Origin of the sequence: Pseudomonas sp. JR33AA (assembly GCF_021378985.1) — a bacterium.
GTDB classification, from domain to species: Bacteria; Pseudomonadota; Gammaproteobacteria; order Pseudomonadales; family Pseudomonadaceae; genus Aquipseudomonas; species Aquipseudomonas alloputida.
On sequence record NZ_JAJSAW010000001.1, the window covers coordinates 265,993 to 285,788 of the forward strand.

The 19,796-nt window shown below is 63.8% G+C and carries 15 protein-coding genes; 5 read left to right on the top strand and 10 right to left on the bottom strand.

The annotated features are described in order from the left end of the window. The first annotated feature begins 117 nt into the window (after positions 1-117). The gene (locus tag LVS58_RS01205) at positions 118-2,010 is read left to right on the top strand and encodes a DEAD/DEAH box helicase (RefSeq protein WP_233689565.1); all 1,893 of its coding nucleotides are present in this window, start codon (positions 118-120) and stop codon (positions 2,008-2,010) included. 137 nt (positions 2,011-2,147) lie between these two features. On the opposite strand, the gene LVS58_RS01210 is transcribed toward LVS58_RS01205, so the two are convergent. From LVS58_RS01210 to LVS58_RS01220, 3 genes are all read right to left on the bottom strand, one after another. Then, the gene (locus LVS58_RS01210) at positions 2,148-2,726 is read right to left on the bottom strand and encodes a YceI family protein (protein ID WP_233689566.1); all 579 of its coding nucleotides are present in this window, start codon (positions 2,724-2,726) and stop codon (positions 2,148-2,150) included. Between the two features lie 32 nt (positions 2,727-2,758). Beyond that, complete coding sequence (locus LVS58_RS01215; protein ID WP_233689567.1) at positions 2,759-3,310, bottom strand: cytochrome b; 552 nt, start codon at positions 3,308-3,310, stop codon at positions 2,759-2,761. 199 nt (positions 3,311-3,509) lie between these two features. Further along, positions 3,510-5,369: a flavin monoamine oxidase family protein gene (locus LVS58_RS01220; protein WP_233689568.1), complete on the bottom strand. Its 1,860-nt coding sequence runs from the start codon at positions 5,367-5,369 to the stop codon at positions 3,510-3,512. Positions 5,370-5,740: 371 nt separating this feature from the next. Here LVS58_RS01220 and LVS58_RS01225 point away from each other — a divergent pair, with 371 nt between their 5' ends. After that, complete coding sequence (locus tag LVS58_RS01225) at positions 5,741-7,147, top strand: adenosylmethionine--8-amino-7-oxononanoate transaminase (protein WP_004576720.1); 1,407 nt, start codon at positions 5,741-5,743, stop codon at positions 7,145-7,147. Between the two features lie 131 nt (positions 7,148-7,278). After that, on the top strand, positions 7,279-7,998 hold the full coding sequence (locus tag LVS58_RS01230; RefSeq protein WP_233689569.1) for a 16S rRNA (uracil(1498)-N(3))-methyltransferase: 720 nt from the start codon (positions 7,279-7,281) through the stop codon (positions 7,996-7,998). Here the strand turns inward: LVS58_RS01230 and trhA are convergent, their stop codons facing one another. The 7 genes from trhA to LVS58_RS01265 all read right to left on the bottom strand — a co-directional run bounded on the left by trhA (position 7,999) and on the right by LVS58_RS01265 (position 17,567). Further along, complete coding sequence (gene trhA / locus LVS58_RS01235; protein WP_233689570.1) at positions 7,999-8,616, bottom strand: PAQR family membrane homeostasis protein TrhA; 618 nt, start codon at positions 8,614-8,616, stop codon at positions 7,999-8,001. It lies immediately after the preceding gene. Positions 8,617-8,710: 94 nt separating this feature from the next. Further along, positions 8,711-9,184: a chemotaxis protein CheW gene (locus LVS58_RS01240; RefSeq protein WP_003249336.1), complete on the bottom strand. Its 474-nt coding sequence runs from the start codon at positions 9,182-9,184 to the stop codon at positions 8,711-8,713. Continuing rightward, positions 9,177-14,117: a hybrid sensor histidine kinase/response regulator gene (locus LVS58_RS01245; protein ID WP_233689571.1), complete on the bottom strand. Its 4,941-nt coding sequence runs from the start codon at positions 14,115-14,117 to the stop codon at positions 9,177-9,179. The genes LVS58_RS01240 and LVS58_RS01245 overlap by 8 nt, the downstream gene beginning before the upstream one ends. Before the next feature lie 12 nt (positions 14,118-14,129). Further along, a complete protein-coding gene (locus tag LVS58_RS01250; protein WP_233689857.1) occupies positions 14,130-16,154 on the bottom strand; it encodes a methyl-accepting chemotaxis protein in 2,025 nt (674 codons plus the stop codon). 47 nt (positions 16,155-16,201) lie between these two features. Further along, complete coding sequence (locus LVS58_RS01255) at positions 16,202-16,756, bottom strand: chemotaxis protein CheW (protein ID WP_233689572.1); 555 nt, start codon at positions 16,754-16,756, stop codon at positions 16,202-16,204. Continuing rightward, entirely contained in the window at positions 16,753-17,118 is a 366-nt protein-coding gene (gene pilH, locus LVS58_RS01260) for a twitching motility response regulator PilH (RefSeq protein WP_016489541.1), read from the bottom strand. Before pilH ends, LVS58_RS01255 begins: the two co-directional genes overlap by 4 nt. Positions 17,119-17,165: 47 nt before the next feature. After that, the gene (locus LVS58_RS01265; protein WP_233689573.1) at positions 17,166-17,567 is read right to left on the bottom strand and encodes a response regulator; all 402 of its coding nucleotides are present in this window, start codon (positions 17,565-17,567) and stop codon (positions 17,166-17,168) included. Positions 17,568-17,721: 154 nt separating this feature from the next. Here LVS58_RS01265 and gshB point away from each other — a divergent pair, with 154 nt between their 5' ends. Both gshB and LVS58_RS01275 read left to right on the top strand, forming a co-directional pair. Continuing rightward, positions 17,722-18,675, top strand: a complete 954-nt coding sequence (gene gshB / locus LVS58_RS01270; protein ID WP_233689574.1) for a glutathione synthase — start codon at positions 17,722-17,724, stop codon at positions 18,673-18,675. Positions 18,676-18,766: 91 nt separating this feature from the next. Continuing rightward, a complete protein-coding gene (locus LVS58_RS01275) occupies positions 18,767-19,672 on the top strand; it encodes an energy transducer TonB (protein ID WP_233689575.1) in 906 nt (301 codons plus the stop codon). Positions 19,673-19,796: the final 124 nt, after the last annotated feature.

Genomic DNA, 19,796 nt, shown 5'->3' on the forward strand with positions numbered 1-19,796 from the left:
TTTCCCGGATGTGCAGTGAGAGCCCAGCTGGACCGGACGCGATCGCATTTCACCGATGCCCGTCGCGCCAGGCAGAACATCCCAACGGGCCCAGCCCACACGAGAACAGGATCGCCCATGTCCTTTGCTTCCCTCGGTCTCTCCGAGGCTCTAGTCCGCGCTATCGAGGCTGCGGGCTACACCCAGCCGACCCCCGTGCAACAGCGGGCAATTCCCGCCGTGTTGCAAGGCCGCGACCTGATGGTTGCCGCACAGACAGGTACGGGTAAAACCGGCGGCTTCGCCCTGCCGATTCTCGAGCGTCTGTTCCCGGCCGGCCATCCCGACAAATCGCAGCGCCACGGTCCGCGCCAGCCTCGCGTACTGGTCCTGACACCGACCCGCGAACTGGCAGCCCAGGTGCATGACAGTTTCAAGGTCTATGCCCGTGACCTGCCACTGGTCAGCGCCTGTATCTTCGGTGGCGTTGGCATGAACCCGCAGATCCAGGCCATTGCCAAAGGCGTTGATGTGCTGGTGGCCTGCCCGGGCCGCCTGCTCGACCTGGCCGGCCAAGGCAAGGTCGACCTGGCCCACGTGGAAATCCTGGTACTGGATGAAGCCGATCGCATGCTCGACATGGGCTTCATCCACGACGTCAAGAAGGTGCTCGCCCGCCTGCCGACCAAGCGGCAGAACCTGCTCTTCTCGGCAACCTTCTCCAAAGACATCACCGACCTCGCCGACAAGCTCCTGCACAACCCGGAGCGTATCGAGGTCACCCCGCCGAACACCACCGTCGAGCGTATCGAACAGCGGGTGTATCGCCTGCCTGCCAGCCACAAGCGTGCCCTGCTGGCGCACCTGATCACCCTCGGCGCCTGGGAACAGGTGTTGGTGTTCACCCGAACCAAGCACGGTGCCAACCGCCTGGCCGAGTACCTGGAAAAGCAAGGCCTGACCGCCGCCGCGATCCACGGTAACAAGAGCCAGAACGCCCGCACCAAGGCTTTGGCCGACTTCAAGGCCAACAGCGTGCGCGTATTGGTCGCCACCGACATCGCGGCCCGCGGCCTGGACATCGACCAGTTGCCCCACGTTGTCAACTTCGAGCTGCCGAATGTCGAGGAAGACTACGTCCACCGGATTGGCCGTACCGGCCGTGCCGGTCGCTCGGGCGAAGCAATTTCCCTGGTCGCGCCAGATGAAGAGAAGCTGCTCAAGAGCATCGAACGGGTGACCAAGCAGCGCATCGCGGATGGCGACCTGATGGGCTTCGACGCCAGCCAGGTAGAAGCCGAGAAACCCGAAGCACGCGAGCGCCCGCAGAACAACGGCCGCGGTGGCCGTAACCAGCAAGCCCGTGGCGAAGGTGGTAAAGACAGCAACGGCGGCCGCAAGGACAAAGGCAAGGACAAAGGCAAAGGCAGGCAGCAAGCTGCGGCCAAGCCGGACGACAAGGAAAAGAGCGGTGACAAGCCGCAGCAACCGCGCAAGCCGCGTGACAAGAAGCCACGCCCACAGCAGGCCAGCAACACCGGCGTGCCGAAACCGCCGGCAGACCGCGACCCGGAAGAATTCCTGGACGACGAGGTCGATAACTTCGGTAACCGCGCCGACTATGTCAGTCCGTACCAGGGCAAGAACCAGGGCCGCAACCGCCGCCCAGGTGGTGCTGGCCAAGGTCAGGGGCAAGGCAATGGTCAACGCAGCAACGCTGGCGGCCAAGGCCAAGCCCGCAATGGCGGCCAGCCACGTGGTGGCAGTGCCGGCGGAGAGAAACGCCCGCCCCGCGCCAACAACGGTGGCGGTGCCCGTCGTGATGGCGGCGGTGGCCGTGGTCGCCCTGCGCGTGACGATGCTGCCCGGCAAGAGCCGGCCGTGCGCAACCCGCGTCAGCCGGAAAAACAGCCAGTGATCATTCGCAAGGAGTCCAAACTGGACCGCTTCCCGACGCCTGAGCAACTGGATGACCTGCCAAGCCGCCCACGCGGTGAGCGCCCGGCGCTGCTGACCCGCAAGGGCGGATAGAAATACCGAAGGGGCTGCTTTGCAGCCCTGTCACGACAAAGGCCACGCCCTGCAGAGGTCAAGAAACGCTCTGCTGGCCGTGGCCTTTGTCGTGACAGGGCCGCAAAGCGGCCCCCTCGGTCTTAAGCTGGCAGAAATTACTTCTGCTTCACACCTTCAATACTGATATCCAGGTCCAGGGTCTGCGAAGTTGCACCTGGGCCTTTGATGCCGAAGTCGTTCAGGTTCAACGTCGTGGTGGCGTTGAAGCCTGCGCGCTCACCACCCCATGGGTCCTTGCCTTCACCATTGAAGGTAGCCTTGAACGTCACCGGTTTGGTGACACCGTGCATGGTCAGGTCGCCGGTCACGTCAGCCGTCTTGTCGCCAGTCGACTTGACGCTGGTGGAAACGAATTTGGCGTCCGGGTACGTCTTCACGTCGAGGAAGTCGGCGCTGGCAATGTGCTTGTCACGCTCGGCGTGGTTCGACCACAGGCTGGCAGTTTTCAAGTCGACGCTAATCTTGCTGGCTTCAGGCTTGGCACTGTCCCAGCTGAAGTTGCCGTCGAAATCCTTGAAAGTACCGTGGATGAAGCTGTAGCCCAGGTGGCTGATTTTCCAGTCAACGAACGCGTGCTGGCCTTCCTTGTCAATCTTGTACTCGGCAGCCATGGCCTGGCCAGCCGAGAGCAGAGCGGTACCGAGCGCCAGTGCGGCAAAAGTCTTTTTCAACATCCTGTTTCTTCCTGTGTAATTGAGGTTGAGAGTCAAGCTTTGCGGCCCAGCATGCGAGTCAGGGTCGCGTCACGGTCGATGAAATGATGCTTGAGCGCGGCAAGGGCATGCAGCACGGCAAAAATCACCAGCCCCCAAGCCAGCCACAAATGAACCACACCCGCCACATCTGCCTGGTCAGGCAGGTCGCTGATCAGTGCCGGCACTTCGAACAGGCCGAACACCGGTATGCCGACGCCGTCGGCGGTGGAAATCAGGTAACCGGCAGCCATCACCGCAAACAGACCCAGGTACAGGGCCAGGTGGCCCAGCTTGGCCGCCAGACGTGTGACTGCGCCGTGGTTGGTTGGTGCCGGTGGTGGCGGGCTGATGAAACGCCAGACCACCCGCAGCAGCATCACCGCCAGCAACACCAGGCCGATGCTCTTGTGCAGGTCCGGGCCAGCTTTGCGCCAAGGGCTGTAGTAGTCGAGGCCGACCATCCACAGGCCCAGGCCGAACAAGCCGAAGACTGCCAGCGCCACGCCCCAGTGCAGGATGATGCTGACCACGCCGTAGCGAGAAGGTGAATTGCGCAGTTGCATGTTGCGTGTTTCCCCGTGAAAGCTATGCACAGACTAACGCGTAACGTATCGAAGAAAAGCGGAAAAAATTGCTTTGGATTATCGAGGAATCCGATATTTATTCTGTGAGCTAACCATTAAGAAAACATTAACGATAGTCGGAGAGTTCGGGTTGCAGTGTCGGCCCTTATGCTGCGAACAGGCCGACACTGTCGATTGATCAGCCCGCCTTGGCCTGGGTATTGGTTACAGCCTTCTTCGCAGGCTCCGACTTGGCTGTCGCCTTCTTCGCCTCGGCAGGCTTGTGGGCTGGCTTGTGCGCGGGTGCGTGCTTGGCGGGAGCGGCCTTGGTTGCCGCAGGCTTGGCAGCCGCTTCCTTGGCTACAGGCGCGGGCGCTGCAGGAACAGGAGCCGCCTGTGGAGCGGGCGCAGGGGCAGGCACCACTTCCTCAGCCTTGGCTAATGGCTCAGCCTTCACCTCTGGCGTTTGCGCCCCGCCAAACAGGCGCTTGAAGAAGCCTGGCTTGTCCTGCTGGGCCTCTTCGGCCTGCTTAGGCTCAGCTTTGGCCGGCGCCTTGTCAGCTTTGTCGCCCTTGTCGGACGAACCGCCGAACATATTGGAGAAGAACCCGCCCTTGCTCTCCTTGGCGGCCACCGCACCTGCCGCCGCCGCAACCGGCAGCGCCTTGGCCGGGTCGAACGACTTGCCGGCCAACAGGTCCTGTGCCTGGCTGGCCGCGCGCTGGCCACTGCGCAGGGCGCCTTCCAGGGTGCCCGGATACAGGGCATCCGTGTGCTCACCGGCAAAGGTCATGCGCTGCACCGGACGTTCCCACAGGCGCCAGTATTTGCTGATCTGCCCAGGGCCGTAGGCCAGGTAGGCACCCCCCGTGCCAGCGTCCGCGCTGTATCGCTTGACCTCATAACCGGTGAAAGCACCACGGGCCTGGGGGTAGAACGCATGCAGACGGATCAGCACCTGGTCGACCATCTGCTTTTCACCAAAGGCCTGCAGCAGGCGAGCGTTATCGCCGGACAGGTTGATCACCACATTGGCGCCGCCCTTGAGCGCCGGCTCGACCCACAGCATGCCAAGGCCGGCGTTACTGAAGATTTCGCCCGACATGCGTGCACGGCTTTCCCATACGGGTTTCTTGAACTTGAGCATGATCTGGTCGCGCCAACCATAATTGGTGCTCTTGAGCGCCGCCAGGTGTTGGCTGTCCAGCCCAGGGGTCATCTGAATCTTGGCCAGCGCGCGCAGGGGCACAGCCATGACCAGATAGTCCGCCTTGTAGCCGACGCTGCCGACTTTTACCGTGACACCATCCTTGTCCTGGACAATGGCGGTAACCGGCGAGCTTGTCTTGATGGTTTTCAACTGCTTGACGAACGCCTGGGCCAGCACCGGGCTGCCACCGGGCAGGCGTGCAGCGCGCAGGTCGCGGTCGCTGACGCCGCGGTAGACACGGTTCTGCTGGGCGAAGTACAGCAGCGACAGGCGCGACGGTTCATCGTAGCGGGTGCGGATCTGCTGATTGATCAACTGACGGGCGGTGGCCGGCAGTTGCAGTTTGTCCAGCCAGGTGGAGACGTTGATCTGGTCAAGGGCGAACAGCGTGCTGGTGGCCTGCGGGTTCAGCGGGTCATCGATCGAACGGGCCAGGTCATCGAGGGTTTTCTCGTAACGCTTGAGCGCCTCGGCCGTGGCCGGTTGCTTGGTGGCCAGGTCGCTGGCGCTGAAGTACTCGCCGTCGATCAGGTAACCCGGGGTACGCACGAACTCGGGCGCCGGCAGTGTTTCAAGCTTGAAACGGTCGAGGTACTGGTTGAGCACCGGCTGTGCCTTGGCGTTGCCGATCCACTCGCTGGTGGCCAGGCCCGAACGCCCGCCCATGCCGGCCTTGGCCTCCAGCAGGGTCACCTGCCAGCCTTTGTTCTGCAGCTCGTAGGCTGCCGTCAAGCCCGCCAGGCCACCACCCACGACAATCGCCGTGGGCGTCTTGTCTTTTGCCAGCGCGGCGCCGCTGGACACACCAATCAATACCAACGCGCACAGGCGCACCCAAGCAGCAGCCATGTCGGCGAACTCCGAGTCAGAGGTTACAGAAACGGGGAGAGGCAGGAATGCCCCAGGAAGATGCGTTAAGAATACGTCAGGTCCGAGCACCCTGCCAGCGCAGTGACATCAAGTCCTTTTGGCAGCTCATATTTTTGTCAGTAGCCATGCCACACAGTGGCAGGGGATCTCTGCATGATCCTGGTGACTTCGCACAGCCTCAGGCCTGAGCCTTGACTCCGGCAACTCACCCTGCAGGGCTTTGCCCGTGCCTGACAGCACGCTCGAATGGACCGGCACCCACCGCCATTGAACGGCAGCGGTTGTCCTGCCCTGCGGCATTGCTTAGGCTTACGCGGTCGAACCACGCCGCAAAGCCAGGAGAAGTGCCCATGGGCCTCAATGATCAGTGGATGCAACGCGACCTCAAGGTCCTGTGGCACCCCTGTACCCAGATGAAAGACCACGAGCAGCTGCCGCTGATCCCGATCAAGCGCGGCGAAGGCGTGTGGCTGGAGGACTTCGAGGGCAAACGCTACCTGGATGCGGTGAGCAGTTGGTGGGTCAACGTGTTCGGCCATGCCAACCCGCGCATCAACCAGCGTATCAAGGACCAGGTCGACCAGCTCGAGCACGTGATCCTGGCTGGTTTCAGTCATCAGCCAGTTATCGAGCTGTCCGAGCGCCTGGTCGCCATGACCCCGGCCGGTCTCGACCGGGTGTTCTATGCCGACAATGGCTCGTCGTGCATCGAGGTGGCGCTGAAGATGAGCTTCCACTACTGGCAGAACATCGGCAAACCGGACAAGAAGCGCTTCGTCACCCTGACCAACAGCTACCACGGCGAAACCATTGCCGCCATGTCGGTGGGTGATGTGCCTCTGTTCACCGAAACCTACAAGGCGTTGCTGCTCGACACCCTCAAGGTGCCAAGCCCTGACTGCTACCTGCGCCCCGAGGGCATGAGCTGGGAAGAGCACTCGCGCAACATGTTCCAGGCCATGGAGCAGACCCTGGCCGAACACCACGCTTCGATCAGCGCGGTGATCGTCGAGCCGCTGATACAGGGTGCCGGTGGCATGCGCATGTACCACCCGGTGTACCTCAAGTTGTTACGCGAAGCCTGCGACCGCTACGACGTGCATCTGATCCACGACGAGATCGCCGTGGGCTTCGGCCGCACCGGCACGATGTTCGCCTGCGAGCAAGCCGGCATCCGCCCGGATTTCCTGTGCCTGTCCAAGGCCCTGACCGGCGGCTACCTGCCGCTGGCCGCCTGCCTGACCACCGACAAGGTGTACCAGGCGTTCTACGACGACTACCCGACACTGCGCGCATTCCTGCACTCGCACAGCTACACCGGCAACCCGCTGGCTTGCGCTGCAGCGCTGGCGACCCTGGATATCTTCGAGCAGGACAACGTGATCGAGGCCAACAAGGCCCTGGCCACGCGCATGGCCACAGCCACTGCACATTTGGCCGATCATGCTCATGTCGCCGAAATCCGCCAGACGGGCATGGCCCTGGCCATCGAAATGGTTCAAGACAAGGCAGGTAAGGTTGCCTACCCCTGGCAGGAGCGCCGTGGCCTGAAGGTGTTCGAGCACGCCCTGACCCGCGGCGCGCTGCTGCGACCGCTGGGCAGCGTGGTGTATTTCCTGCCGCCGTACGTGATCACCCCCGAGCAGATCGACTTCCTTGCCGAAGTGGCCAGCGAAGGCATCGATATCGCCACCCGCGATAGCATCAGTGTCGCAGTGCCGGCCAACTTCCACCCCGACTTCCGCGACCCAGGCTAGGCCTGAAAGCCCGCCGCCTAGCCCCGTAGGAGCGGGTTTACCCGCGAATGCGTCGGTAATCCCACCATCGCATTCGCGGGTAAACCCGCTCCTACGGGGGTCACATGATCCCTTTCCGTCCGAGCTGAACCATGAGACTGTCCCGCTTCTTCATCGACGCCCCCTTGAGCCTTGGCGAGCACGACCTGCCCGAGGCCCAGGCCCATTACATTGGCCGCGTGCTACGCATGGCCCCCGGCGACGCCGTGCAGCTGTTCGATGGCAGCGGCCAGGAATACCGTGGTCAGTTGCTTGAGGTGGGCAAGAAAACTGTCCGCGTCAGCCTTGACCAGGCCTTTATCGGCCAGGCCGATTCACCGCTGCATGTGCACCTGGGCCAGGGCCTCTCGCGTGGCGAGCGCATGGACTGGGCGATCCAGAAGGCCACCGAGCTTGGTGCCAACGAAATCACCCCGATCGTCAGTGAACGCTGCGAAGTGCGCCTGAAAGACGAACGCGCCGACAAGCGCCTGGCCCACTGGCGCCAAGTGGCGATCAGCGCCTGTGAACAATGCGGGCGTTCTACCTTGCCAGTCATCCACCCACCCGTGACCCTGGCTGAATGGTTGAGCAGCACCAAGGCTGACCTGAAGCTGGTCCTGCACCCGGTGGCCGAACCGCTCACCCGCCATGAAAGGCCCGCAACCCTGGCCTTCGTGATCGGCCCCGAAGGCGGCCTGAGCGAAGCCGAAGTCGAGCAGGCCAAAGCCGCCGGCTTCCAAGCAGCTCGCCTTGGTCCGCGCGTGCTGCGCACCGAGACCGCGCCGGTGGTGGCGCTGTCGGTGGCACAGCAGTTGTGGGGCGATTTTTAACTAGCGCACGTAGAACGACACCGCCACAAAGTGCATCAGGCTGCCAGCGATCACGAACAGGTGCCAGATGCCATGCCAGTGGCGGAAACGGCTGTCGAAGGCGAAAAAGATGATGCCGACGGTGTAGAACATACCGCCGGCAGCCAGCCAGGCGAAGCCGGCAGTGCCCAGCGAGTTCAGCAATGGCTTGACTGCCACCAGCACGATCCAGCCCATCACCGCATAGATGATGATCGACAGGATCCGCGCCTCGGAGCGCGGCTTGATCTCTTGCAACATGCCGATGATCGCCAGCCCCCAGACCACGCCGAACAGGCTCCATCCCCAAGGGCCGCGCAGGCTGACCAGGCAAAACGGCGTGTAGCTGCCGGCAATCAGTAGATAGATCGACAAGTGGTCGAGCTTGCGCATGATCACTTTCGCCCGCCCACGGGTGCTGTGGTACAGGGTGGAGATGCTGTACAGCAACAGCAGCGTGCCGCCGTAGATGGAAAAGCTGACGATCTTCCACGGGTCCCCTTGCAGGCCCGCGACCACGATCAGCCAGATGGCACCAATAGCAGCGAGGACGGCACCGACCAGGTGGGTCCAGGCGTTGAAGCGTTCACCGTAATACATGCAAACACAGACCTCCTGAGATGGGCTGGGTTCCTGATGAGATGCTGATGGCCTCGCTCTTTGTGGGAGCGGCCAGGCCCTGTGCCTTAACATCCTACCCAAGATCAGGTTGCAGATCCGCGTCACGCACCAGCCGTTCCAATGCGACCAGGTCCGGCACCCGCGCCACCTGCTCACCCACCTGCACCGCCGCCAGCTCCAACCGGCCCAGCGCCACATCCACGTAGTTCAGCTGACTGTCGAGCTTGCACGAGCGCGGAATGTCCTGCAGCAACAGCGCCAGGTACCGCAAACCGGTATCGCCCAAAGCATTGAGCACCACCACCCGAGCCCGCTCACCACACGGCGTCTCACCACCGCACGCAGCCTCGAAACCGATCAACGGCAGGCGTTGCTGACGCCAGTCGATCCACCCCAGGTGCCAGGCGGGGTCGCCGTGCTGGCACACCAGGTTACGCTGCCCGCTCAACTCGGCCACCGCCACGTTGGGCAACACCAGCGTGCGGTCCCCCAACGGTAGCAACAGCCCGGTCAGGCTGCTGCGCTGGCCGGAAATCAGTTCAAGCATGGGCCTGGCTCCAATGGGCGATGCTCTGCAACAGCAGCGATTCCTGATACGGCTTGCCCAGGTATTCGTTAACGCCGATGGCCATGGCGCGGTCCCGGTGCTTCTGCCCCGTGCGCGAGGTGATCATGATGATCGGCAAGTCTTTCAGCCGCGCGTCACGGCGCACGCGTGTGGCCACCTCGAAGCCGTCCATGCGCGGCATTTCGATGTCCAGCAACAACACGTCGGGCCGGTGCTCTTCCAGCAGGGCCATGGCATCGACGCCGTCCTTGGCCGTGAGCACGCTCATGCCGTGGCGCTCCAGCAGGCGGCTGGTCACCTTGCGTACGGTTACCGAATCGTCCACCACCATCACCAGCAAGGCACGGCGCGGTGCCGGGCCAAGCAACTGGCGTTGGCTACCGCCTCCGGGCAGCCGGGCTAGCCGTCTCTGCTGGCCGCGCAGCTGGCCCAGCAGGTCAAGAATCAGTACCACCCGGCCATCGCCTAGCAGTGTCGCCCCCGACAACCCGGCAACTGCGGCAAACTGCGGCCCCAGGCTTTTCACCACGATCTCACGGCTGGGCGACAGGCTGTCGGCCTGGATGGCGAACGACTGCTCCTTGGAATGCACCAGCAGCACCGGCAACGGCACGCTCTGCCCCAGCAGCGTCGGACGCGGCAGGCCTTGCAGCAACTCGCCCAGGTAGCGCAGCTCGTATTCGTGGCCGGCATAGACATAACGGGGCGAGTCCAGCTGGTAGCACGCCGCAAGCTCGGCGGGTGGCACGCGGACGATGCCCTCGATGGTATTGAGCGGAATGGCGTATTGCTCTTCACCCAGGTGCACCATCAGTGCACGGTTGATCGACACGGTGAACGGCAGGCGGATCAGGAAACGCGCCCCCTTGCCCTGTTCCGACTCGATACTCATTGAGCCACCCAGCTGCTTGACCTCCTCGTGCACCACATCCATGCCCAGCCCGCGCCCGGAAATCTGGGTAATCTTTTCGGCGGTGGAAAAGCCTGGCCGCAGGATGAATTGCAGGATCTCGTGGTCACTCAACTGCGCCTGCGGGTCCAGCAGGCCGCGCTTGATAGCCTTGCGCCGCACCGCTTCCAGTGGCACACCCGCACCATCATCCGTCATTTCGATGACGATATCGGCGCCCTCATGCAGCAAATTCAGGTGAATGGTGCCCTGCTCCGGCTTGCCGGCGGCCAGGCGCATTGCGCGGCTTTCCAGGCCGTGGTCAACGGCGTTGCGCAGCATATGCTCCAGCGGTGCCACCATACGTTCCAGCACGCTGCGGTCCAGTTCGCCCTCGGCATTGCCAACCACCAATTCCACCTGCTTGCCCAGCTCGCTGGCCACCTGCCGCACCACGCGCTGCAAGCGCGGCACCAGGCGTTCGAACGGCACCATCAGGGTGGCAGTAAGGCCCTCCTGCAACTGGCTGTTCACCCGTGCCTGCTGTTGCAGCAGGCTGTAGGCCTCCTGAGCGCGCTGAGCCAGGGTTTCCTTCAGGTCGAGCAGGTCCGAGGCAGACTCGAAGAGAGCCCGTGACAGCTGCTGCAACTGGGAGTGGCGGTCCATTTCCAGAGGGTCGAAGTCGTCATAGGCATCGCCTTCGAACTGCTGCCGGCTGGAGATTCGGCCCTGGGTCTCGACATCCAGACGCAGCAACTGATCACGCATGCGCTCGAGTGTGGTTTCCATCTCGTTGAGGGCAAACTGCGCGTCGTTGACCTGCTGCTCGATGCGCCCACGGATGATCGAGTGTTCGCCGGCCAGGTTACCCAGGTCGTCGAGCAACTCGGCGTCGACCTTGACCATGTCACCGGGCGCCCGCTCTGGTGCTGCTGCCGGCACTTCGGCGGTTGCAGCTTCTGGCACCCCCTGGCCCGCGGCACTGTCTGTCAGCGCCGCGCTGCTGAAGTTGCGAATGTAGTCGATCAGCGCCGTCGCGGCATGCAGCGGCTGCCCCAGGCGCACAGCGTCAAGCATATGCGCCAGCCGATCGTGGCAGTTCTGCAGCAGGGCGAACAGGGGCGCGCTTGGCGGCAATCTACCCGCAGCCAACAGCTCGTAGAGGAACTCCAGTTCGTGAGCCAGGTCGCCGATCGGGGTGATTTCGACCATGCGCGCCACGCCCTTGAGGGTGTGCAGGTCGCGCATCAGGTTGTCCACCTCGACGCTGCTGCGCGGGTCGGCCTGCCAGCGCGCCAGAGCCGCCGCGGCGCTCTCGACGATGTCCGAGCTTTCTTCCAGGAACACTTCCAGCAGCTCTTCGCCGGGGCTTTCCGGCTTCCCGGCAAACGGTTCTGCCACCTGCGGCTGCACCGGCGGGTGTGGCAACCCCAAGGTATCGGCCAGGTCCATGTCCGGGTGCAGCGGTGTGACCGTATCGATGCCCACCAGGCCGGTGGCATCCGGCGCCAGGGCCTGGTCCAGCAGGTTACGCAGGCTGCCGACCAGCTCCGGGCGCGGTGGAATATCCTGCCCGGCCGCCACTTCGTCCAGCATGTCCAGCAAGGCTTCATGGGCCTGCTGCGCCTGGCTGAAGAAGCGGGAATCGGCAGGCAGGCTGCCCTCCTCCACAGCGCCATACAGGTCCAGCAACGCCTCGCACACCTCATCCATCTGCCACAGGTCGGCCAGGTGCGCGGCGTGCCCCAGGGTGGTCATCTGGTCGAGCAGGTTGTCCAGTGCGTCACGTTGGCCGGGCTGTTGCTGCCAGCGCGACAACAACGTCTCTGCATCGAGCAGAATGTCCATGGCCTGCGCCAGGAAGCTGGCGACCAACTGCGGGTCACGCTTGCTTCGCCCGGCAGGGTGCGAGTCTGCATGCAGACTCGCCAGGCGGCCGTCCACGGCCTGGCCCACTTGCTCGATCAGTACCGCGGCGCCGGGAATGGCGGCCAGCGGTGTGCTATCGAGTTGCGCCAAGCCCAGATGGAACAACGACCGCGCAGCTTCCAGCCACTCCATCTCGGCCATACGCAGTGGCAGTTGGTGGCCCTTGTATTCACGGGCCAGGCGGTCGAAGGCGGTGGCCAGTTCGGCGACCGGCATCACCCCGGCCATGGCGGCACTGCCTTTGAGCGTGTGCAAGGCACGCTGCAAGTCATCACTGACCGGCGTGTCGTGGTCGCCGGCGCTTTGCAGATAAACCTCAAGGCTGGCCAGATGGCCCTGCGCCTCGGTACGAAAAATGCCCAGCAACTGCGGGTCGAGGCCATCGACACCGCCAGCCGCCGGGGCATCGTTTTCAGCCAGGCTGTGCAGGTGCCCGGCCAATTGCTCGATTTCAGTCAGTTGCGGCAACTGGCCGGCGGCAAAGTCGGCCAGCAAGTCAGGCAGGTGAACGAACACCTGCTGCAGCGCTACGACCCCCTCCGGGGTGAGCACGCTGCGGCCCTCGAGCACCCGGTTCAGCAGGTGCTCGGCGCCCCAGGCCAGTTCAGCCACCGCCTCGGCATGCACCATGCGGCCGCTGCCTTTGAGTGTATGCAACGCGCGACGCACTTCGCCCAGTGCATCGCGCTGCTGGTTGTCGGCACGCCAGCGCAGCCAGTGGCGCTCGATTTCCGGCAGCAGCTCGCCGGCTTCATCAAGGAACACTTGGCGAAGCTCGTCATCGATGCCATCGCCATTGCCGTCCTGATCTGGGCTGGCCCCGACCACCGCGCACTGCACACCCAGCGCCGCCAGGCTGGCCCGTGCCATCTCGATAAAGGGTTGGCCATCGGCCAGCGGGTCTGCCGCTCGCCATTGCAGGTAGCATTCGGCGGCGCTCAGTGCTTCGGCCAAGTGCGTCAGCTCATCAATCGGCGGCTCTTCCTCCAGTTGCTGCAACCAACGCTGCACATAGCTTGCGCAGCCGACAAACAGCTCGGCCACGGCGGGCAGCATCAACATGGCCAGTGCCCCGCGGATCTGCTGCAACAGCCCTGGCAAGGGTTGCAGGCGTTGCCGCGGCCAGTCGGACTCCAGGTAATCGCCGATCAGATCCTTGGCCTGCTGCAACACGTTCAGCGCTTCATTCAGTACCAGCTGGCGTATCTCGGCCAGGTCCGAGCCCGGCAGGCTGCCCTGGCCGTTTTCCTCCAAAGGGCCGACCATGCCGTTCAGGGAGGCCTCCACGTACAGCAGGGCCCCCGCCACATCCATCAACACCGCGTCGTCCACCGCCCGCTCGCCCTGAGCCAATGCCTGCAACGCCAGCACCTGGTCGATGATCACCCGCCGCGGCTGCTGAAAGCCCAGTACCGCCAGGGTGTCAGCCACGTGGCGCAACGGCGCCAGTAGCGCATCGAGCTGCTCGCGGTGCTGACGGTCGCCGCGGCCGTACTGGTCCAGGCGCTCCTTGATGCGCATCAAGTCGTCGCACAGTGCAGTCACCACCGAACGCAGCGCATCGCGCCCCGACCCAGCCTGCAGCTGGTCACGCCAGTTGCCCAGCGACAGGTCGAGGTTGGCAAGGTCATCGTCACCCGCAAAGCGTTGGGCGGCACCGGTCATCAGGCTGGCCTGGGCCAGCGGCTCCTCCCCACGGCAGGCACGCAGCTGGTTGAGCAACGGCAGCATGACCAGCGGCAGGTCGTGGCGGGCACCGCGCAACCGCTCCAGGTACGAGGGCAACTGCTCCAGGCCGCGGAACAGTGCGCCCAGGCAATCACCCCGGGGGCTGACCTGGCCTTCGGCCAACGCCCTGGCGAACAGCTCCAGCTCCTCGGCCAGGCGCGTGGCGCCGCGCAGTTCGAGCATACGCAGGCAGCCATGCACCTGGTGCAGGTTGTCGACAACGAAAGCCATCATCGACAGGTCGCCCGTCTCGCCGGCAAAGCGCTCCAGCGCCTGCCGCGCCTGGCCCAGGCAATCGAGGATGGCGGCCTTGGTCCAGGCCAGCGCCACTGTTTCGTGACGCTCGGGGCTTACTGCAGAAGCCATGGTCACTATTCCTCAACGCGGCTCGGTAGGGGGTGGCAGGGTGAAACCGGACACCGAACGGCGCATCTCGCTGGCCATGCGGGCCAAGTGGCGGATGCTGTCGGCGGTGGCACCGGAGCCGGCGGAGGTTTGCGCAGTAATCTGCTGGATCACCGCCATGGTGTGCGAGATCTGCCCAGCCGACGAGGTCTGCAACTGGGCGGCGTCGGAGATGCTGTGGATAAGGTCGGCGAGGTTCTGCGATACCCCTTCGATCTCGGCCAGCGCCACCCCGGCATCCTGGGCCAGGCGTGCGCCACGCACCACTTCGGCGGTGGTCTGCTCCATGGAGATCACCGCTTCGTTGGTATCGGCCTGGATGGTACGCACCAGCGCCTCGATCTGGCGGGTGGCAGACGATGAGCGCTCCGCCAGGCGCTGCACCTCGTCGGCAACCACGGCAAACCCGCGGCCCGCCTCACCGGCCAGCGAGGCCTGGATGGCGGCGTTCAGGGCAAGAATGTTGGTCTGGTCGGCAATGTCGTCGATCAGGCTGACGATGTCGCCGATTTCCTGGGAGGACTCGCCCAGACGCTTGATCCGCTTGGCGGTGTCCTGGATCTGCTCGCGAATGTTGTCCATGCCGTTGATGGTGTTGTGCACCACCTCGTTACCCTTGTTGGCAATGGCCACCGAACGCTCGGCCACCTTGGCCGATTCGTAAGCATGCGCCGAAACCCGATCGATCGACTCGACCATGTCACCCACCGCCTCGGACGCCTCGCTGATCTGTGCAGCCTGGTGCTCGGAGGCCTTGGCCAGTTGCCGCGCAGTGTTCTGCGTGTCCTGCACGGCGGCAGCGACCTGCACTGCACTGTGGTTGATGGTGGCGACCAGGTCGCGCAACTGGTCCACGGAATAGTTGATCGAGTCGGCAATGGCGCCGGTAAAGTCTTCAGTCACCGATACGGTCACCGTCAGGTCGCCATCTGCCAGCTCTTCGATTTCGTCGAGCAGGCGCATGATGGCCTGCTGGTTGCGTTCGTTCTTTTCTGCGGTCTCGCGCAGTTGGCGGTTGGTGGTGCGCACCATGACCAGGCCGATGAGGATGATCGAGGCCAGCGCCAGGAGCCCCAGGGCATAGCCGCCAACGGTGTCGAGGGTGCGCCCGCCGGCCAGGTTCTCGAAACCGTTTGCCAGGTGCGAGGCCTCGTCGAGCAGGGTTTGCGACAGGCTGAAGATGTTGCCCGCGGCCTCCCGCACACGGAACAGTTCGGGCGAGGTTTCGAGGATTTCATCCACCGAACCGGCAACGAACTGGAACAACTCGGCAATTTCGGCCAGCCGCGCACGCGCGTCGGCGTCCTCGACACGGGTTACCTGGATTGTCGCATTGCCATTGAGCATGCCCTCCAGCACCTGGCCAAAACGCCCGGCGTCACGGCCGAAGGCATCGGCCGCCTGGGCGGCGCTGTCGTCACCGGCCAGCACGGTGTTGACCGAGCCAAGGATACGTTCGGCCAGCAACAGCTGGCGCTGGGCCACCGCAACCTGATTGGCCGGGGCACCGCTCTGCAGCAGGATCTCGACCACCTTTTCGTATTCCACCTGCAGCTGCGGCACAGTCTCGGCCAGGGTCGCTGCCACCTGGTGCAGCGACAGCACGGTCTGCTCGCTGGCCAGGATGATGTCGGTGTTCTTGCGCAGGTTTTCCCAGTCGCGGCGTACCGATTCCATCTCGTCACGCACCGAAGGTGGCGCAGGCGGCAGCCCAGTGGACTTGTCACCCTGGCGCAGGTAGCCCCAGCGCCGTTCGAAATCATTGCGTGCATCCGACAGCAGCTTGAAAGCCAGGGCCTTGCCGGTGGCCGCCTCGGTGGCGTTCTTGGCGATACGCTGCGACAGCACGCGCAGCTCGCCGGCATGGCCGATGTACTGCTTGTCGTAGTTGGATTGGGTATTGAGGTAAGCAAAGTTGGCGAACAGCAGGATGATCGAAAGGATCAGGATCAGGAACAGCACGGTGATCTGCGCGATGCTGCGGGTACGTGGGCTCACGGTAGTGGCAGTGACGGGGGTGGCAGGCTTGTTCACGTTCGCAGGTCCTATAACGCCACATCGAGAAAGCCCGGCGCCTGGGCCAAGGCAAATGGGCTGAAGATCGCCCAGTTACGTTCACGCGGAAAATACCCCTGCACAAAGCGCGCAGCGGCATGGATCAAAGGCTGCGGCGGCGACAGCTGCAGGCTGTCGAGGGCAAAGTGCTGAAGGCCCAGCACCTCGTCGACCAGCAAGCCGACAAACAGGTCGTCGTGATCCAGCACCAGCACTCGCCGCTGCTTGCCCGGTGCGGCGTGGCCAAGGCCGAAGAAGCAGCTCAGGTCCATCACCGGCAACAGCCGGCCACGCAGGTTGGCCACGCCGCATACCCACGGCTGCACGCCGGGGACGCGGCTACTGCGCGGTTCGCGCAGCACCTCGGCCACTTCGCCCATGGGCGCGACGAACCACTGCCCGGCAATGCGAAAACCAATGCCGCTCCACTGCTGCACGCGGTTGTCCTGCGGCGGCTGGTCGGCGACCAGCAGGCGACAGCGCCGGTCGATGTCCAGCAACAACTCAAAGGCGGTCAGCGACGCGCCTTGCGGACGGGTGGTCAAGCCCCCAGCACTTCTTTGAGCTTGGCGATCAGGTCGTCTTCTTCCACAGGCTTGGTCACGAACCCTCTCGCGCCTTGGCGCTTTGCCCAGATGCGATCGGTTTCCTGGTCCTTGGTGGTAACGACCAATACCGGAATGGCGCTGGTCTCGGGGTCCTTGCTCAATTGCCGGGTCGCCTGGAACCCGTTGAGAACAGGCATGACGATATCCATCAACACGGCATCGGGCTTTGCCTGGCGCGCCAGCGCCACGCCATCGGCACCGTTGCTGGCTTTGAGCACCTCATGACCGTGCTTTTCAAGCCATCCGGCCAATTTGTACATCTCTGTCGGCGAGTCGTCGACAATCAGAACTCGGGCCATGCTGTTTCCCCATCAGGAAAGTAAAGCCGTGCCATGGCGGGGCGCGGTCAGGGTGCGTGTTGTTGAGTCGCGGAAAACCCGGGCACGTGGGCACGGATCGCGTCGAGCAGCTCTTCTTTGCTGAACGGTTTGGTGAGGAACTGATCAGAGCCCACCACCCGCCCCCGGGCCTTGTCGAACAGCCCGTCGCGCGACGACAGCAGGATGACCGGGGTGTCCTTGAAAGCACTGTTGTGCTTGATCACGGCGCAGGTCTGGTAGCCGTCCAGGCGCGGCATCAGCACATCGACAAAGATGATGCTGGGCTGGTGGTCGACGATCTTGGCCAGGGCATCGAAGCCATCACTGGCGGTGATCACCTCGCAGCCCGCTTCACCGAGCAACATCTGTGCGGTGCGGCGGATCGTGCGCGAATCGTCGATCACCATCACCTTCAGGGGTTGTTCCATAGACGCCTACCAATGGAAATTAGCTGCATTTTTAGCATACTCCGGGTGGCCATTCCATCTGCGCCGCCCCTTGACCGGCAGCGTTCGCGGCGCCACCCTGAGCCACTTTTCTTTCGATCCACTGCGGCCACCTGCCGCCAAGAGGAACCACCCCATGAGCGTTCGCCTCGGCATTGTCATGGACCCCATCGCGTCCATCTCCTACAAGAAGGACAGTTCGCTGGCCATGCTGCTGGCCGCCCAGGCTCGCGGCTGGAGCCTGTTCTACATGGAACAGCAGGACCTGTACCAGGGCGAAGGCAAGGCCCGCGCCCGCATGCGCTCGCTGAAGGTGTTCGCCGACCCTGTACGCTGGTTCGAACTGGGCGAGGAGCAGGACAGCTCGCTGGCCGAGCTGGACGTGATCCTGATGCGCAAGGACCCGCCCTTCGACATGGAGTTCGTCTACAGCACCTACCTGCTGGAACAAGCCGAGAATGACGGCGTACTGGTGGTAAACCGCCCGCAAAGCCTGCGCGACTGCAACGAGAAAATGTTCGCCACCTTGTTCCCGCAGTGCACCACCCCCACCCTGGTCAGCCGCCGCCCGGACATCATTCGCGAATTCGCCGCCAAGCATGCCGACGTGATCCTCAAACCACTGGATGGCATGGGCGGTACGTCGATCTTCCGTCACCGGGCGGGCGACCCCAACCTGTCGGTGATCCTGGAAACCCTGACCGCACTGGGCAGCCAGCAGATCATGGCCCAGGCCTACCTGCCGGCAATCAAGGACGGCGACAAGCGCATCCTGATGATCGATGGCGAGCCGGTGGACTATTGCCTGGCACGCATTCCGGCCAGCGGCGAAACCCGTGGCAACCTAGCCGCGGGCGGACGTGGCGAAGCCCGCCCACTGACCGAGCGCGACCGCTGGATCGCCGCCCAGGTCGGCCCGACACTGCGCGAGAAGGGGCTGCTGTTCGTTGGCCTGGACGTGATCGGCGACTACCTCACCGAAATCAACGTCACCAGCCCTACCTGTATCCGCGAAATCGATGCCGCCTACAACACCGATATCGGTGGCAAACTGATGGATGCCATTGATCGCAAGCTCAAGGCACGCTGACAGCCAACGCGAAGTAAAGCCGTAGAGTGGGGTATGATGCCGGTCCTATTCGACTGAGCTGCTGCCCCGCCCTGCGGTTGCTGGATACCTGATGACGCTGCCCGCTGACGTCCCTCCCGACCTGCTGCCTCCCCGTGTTCGCCCTGCGGACCGGCTTGGCTTCACCCTGTTCCTGGCTGCGCTGGTGCACCTGGCGCTGCTTCTTGGCGTCGGCTTCACCGTGGTCAAGCCTGCCGAAATCCGCCACACCATGGACATCACCCTGGCCACCTTCAAGAGCGAGAAACCGCCCGAGAAGGCTGACTTCCAGGCCCAGGACAACCAGCAAGGCAGCGGCACCCTGGACAAGAAGGCGGTGCCCAAGACCACCGAGCTTGCGCCGTTTCAGGACAGCAAGATCAACAGGATCACACCACCGCCCGCGGCCAGGCCCGAGGTGGTCCCACCCCCTACCCCGAAAAAGTCGGCGGTGGTGACGACTGCGCCCAAGCCGCACAAGGTCGAACCCAAACCCAAGGAAAGCAAAGCACAGCCCAAGCCAGCCGCACCGGCGCCGGACTTCGACAGCTCGCAGTTGTCCAGCCAGATCGCCAGCCTGGAGGCGGAGCTGTCCAACGAGCAGCAGATGTACGCCAAGCGCCCGCGCATCCATCGCCTGAACGCCGCGTCGACCATGCGCGACAAGGGCGCCTGGTACAAGGAAGAGTGGCGCAAGAAGGTCGAGCGCGTGGGTAACCTGAACTACCCCGACGAAGCACGCCGACAGCAGATCTACGGCAACTTGCGCATGATGGTGTCGATCAACCGCGATGGTTCGCTGTACGAGGTGCTGGTGCTGGAATCGTCCGGGCAGCCCGTTCTGGACCAGGCGGCGCAGCGCATCGTGCGGCTTGCCGCGCCGTTTGCACCGTTTACCGGAGACCTGGCCGAGTTCGACCGGCTGGAGATCATCCGCACCTGGCGCTTTGCCCGTGGGGACCGTTTGTCCAGTAATTGAGTTTAGCCTTGGTGTAGGGCTTTCGGGGTGTGCTGGCGCGGATATCGAGCGCCGCGCGGGCGGCGCTCGATTTAAAAGGCGCCAAAAACCTCACGACAAGCGCCAACCAGACGACACAAATCCG

Bases quoted from the DNA above. Each gene is read 5' to 3' on its own strand.
- trhA (WP_233689570.1), bottom strand. From the start codon at position 8,616: ATGTATTACGGTGAACGCTTCAACGCCTGGACCCACCTGGTCGGTGCC.
- LVS58_RS01265 (WP_233689573.1), bottom strand. From the start codon at position 17,567: ATGGAACAACCCCTGAAGGTGATGGTGATCGACGATTCGCGCACGATC.
- LVS58_RS01245 (WP_233689571.1), bottom strand. From the start codon at position 14,117: ATGGCTTCTGCAGTAAGCCCCGAGCGTCACGAAACAGTGGCGCTGGCC.
- LVS58_RS01215 (WP_233689567.1), bottom strand. From the start codon at position 3,310: ATGCAACTGCGCAATTCACCTTCTCGCTACGGCGTGGTCAGCATCATC.
- LVS58_RS01275 (WP_233689575.1), top strand. From the start codon at position 18,767: ATGACGCTGCCCGCTGACGTCCCTCCCGACCTGCTGCCTCCCCGTGTT.
- gshB (WP_233689574.1), top strand. From the start codon at position 17,722: ATGAGCGTTCGCCTCGGCATTGTCATGGACCCCATCGCGTCCATCTCC.
- LVS58_RS01230 (WP_233689569.1), top strand. From the start codon at position 7,279: ATGAGACTGTCCCGCTTCTTCATCGACGCCCCCTTGAGCCTTGGCGAG.
- pilH (WP_016489541.1), bottom strand. From the start codon at position 17,118: ATGGCCCGAGTTCTGATTGTCGACGACTCGCCGACAGAGATGTACAAA.
- LVS58_RS01240 (WP_003249336.1), bottom strand. From the start codon at position 9,184: ATGCTTGAACTGATTTCCGGCCAGCGCAGCAGCCTGACCGGGCTGTTG.
- LVS58_RS01225 (WP_004576720.1), top strand. From the start codon at position 5,741: ATGGGCCTCAATGATCAGTGGATGCAACGCGACCTCAAGGTCCTGTGG.
- LVS58_RS01210 (WP_233689566.1), bottom strand. From the start codon at position 2,726: ATGTTGAAAAAGACTTTTGCCGCACTGGCGCTCGGTACCGCTCTGCTC.
- LVS58_RS01205 (WP_233689565.1), top strand. From the start codon at position 118: ATGTCCTTTGCTTCCCTCGGTCTCTCCGAGGCTCTAGTCCGCGCTATC.
- LVS58_RS01220 (WP_233689568.1), bottom strand. From the start codon at position 5,369: ATGGCTGCTGCTTGGGTGCGCCTGTGCGCGTTGGTATTGATTGGTGTG.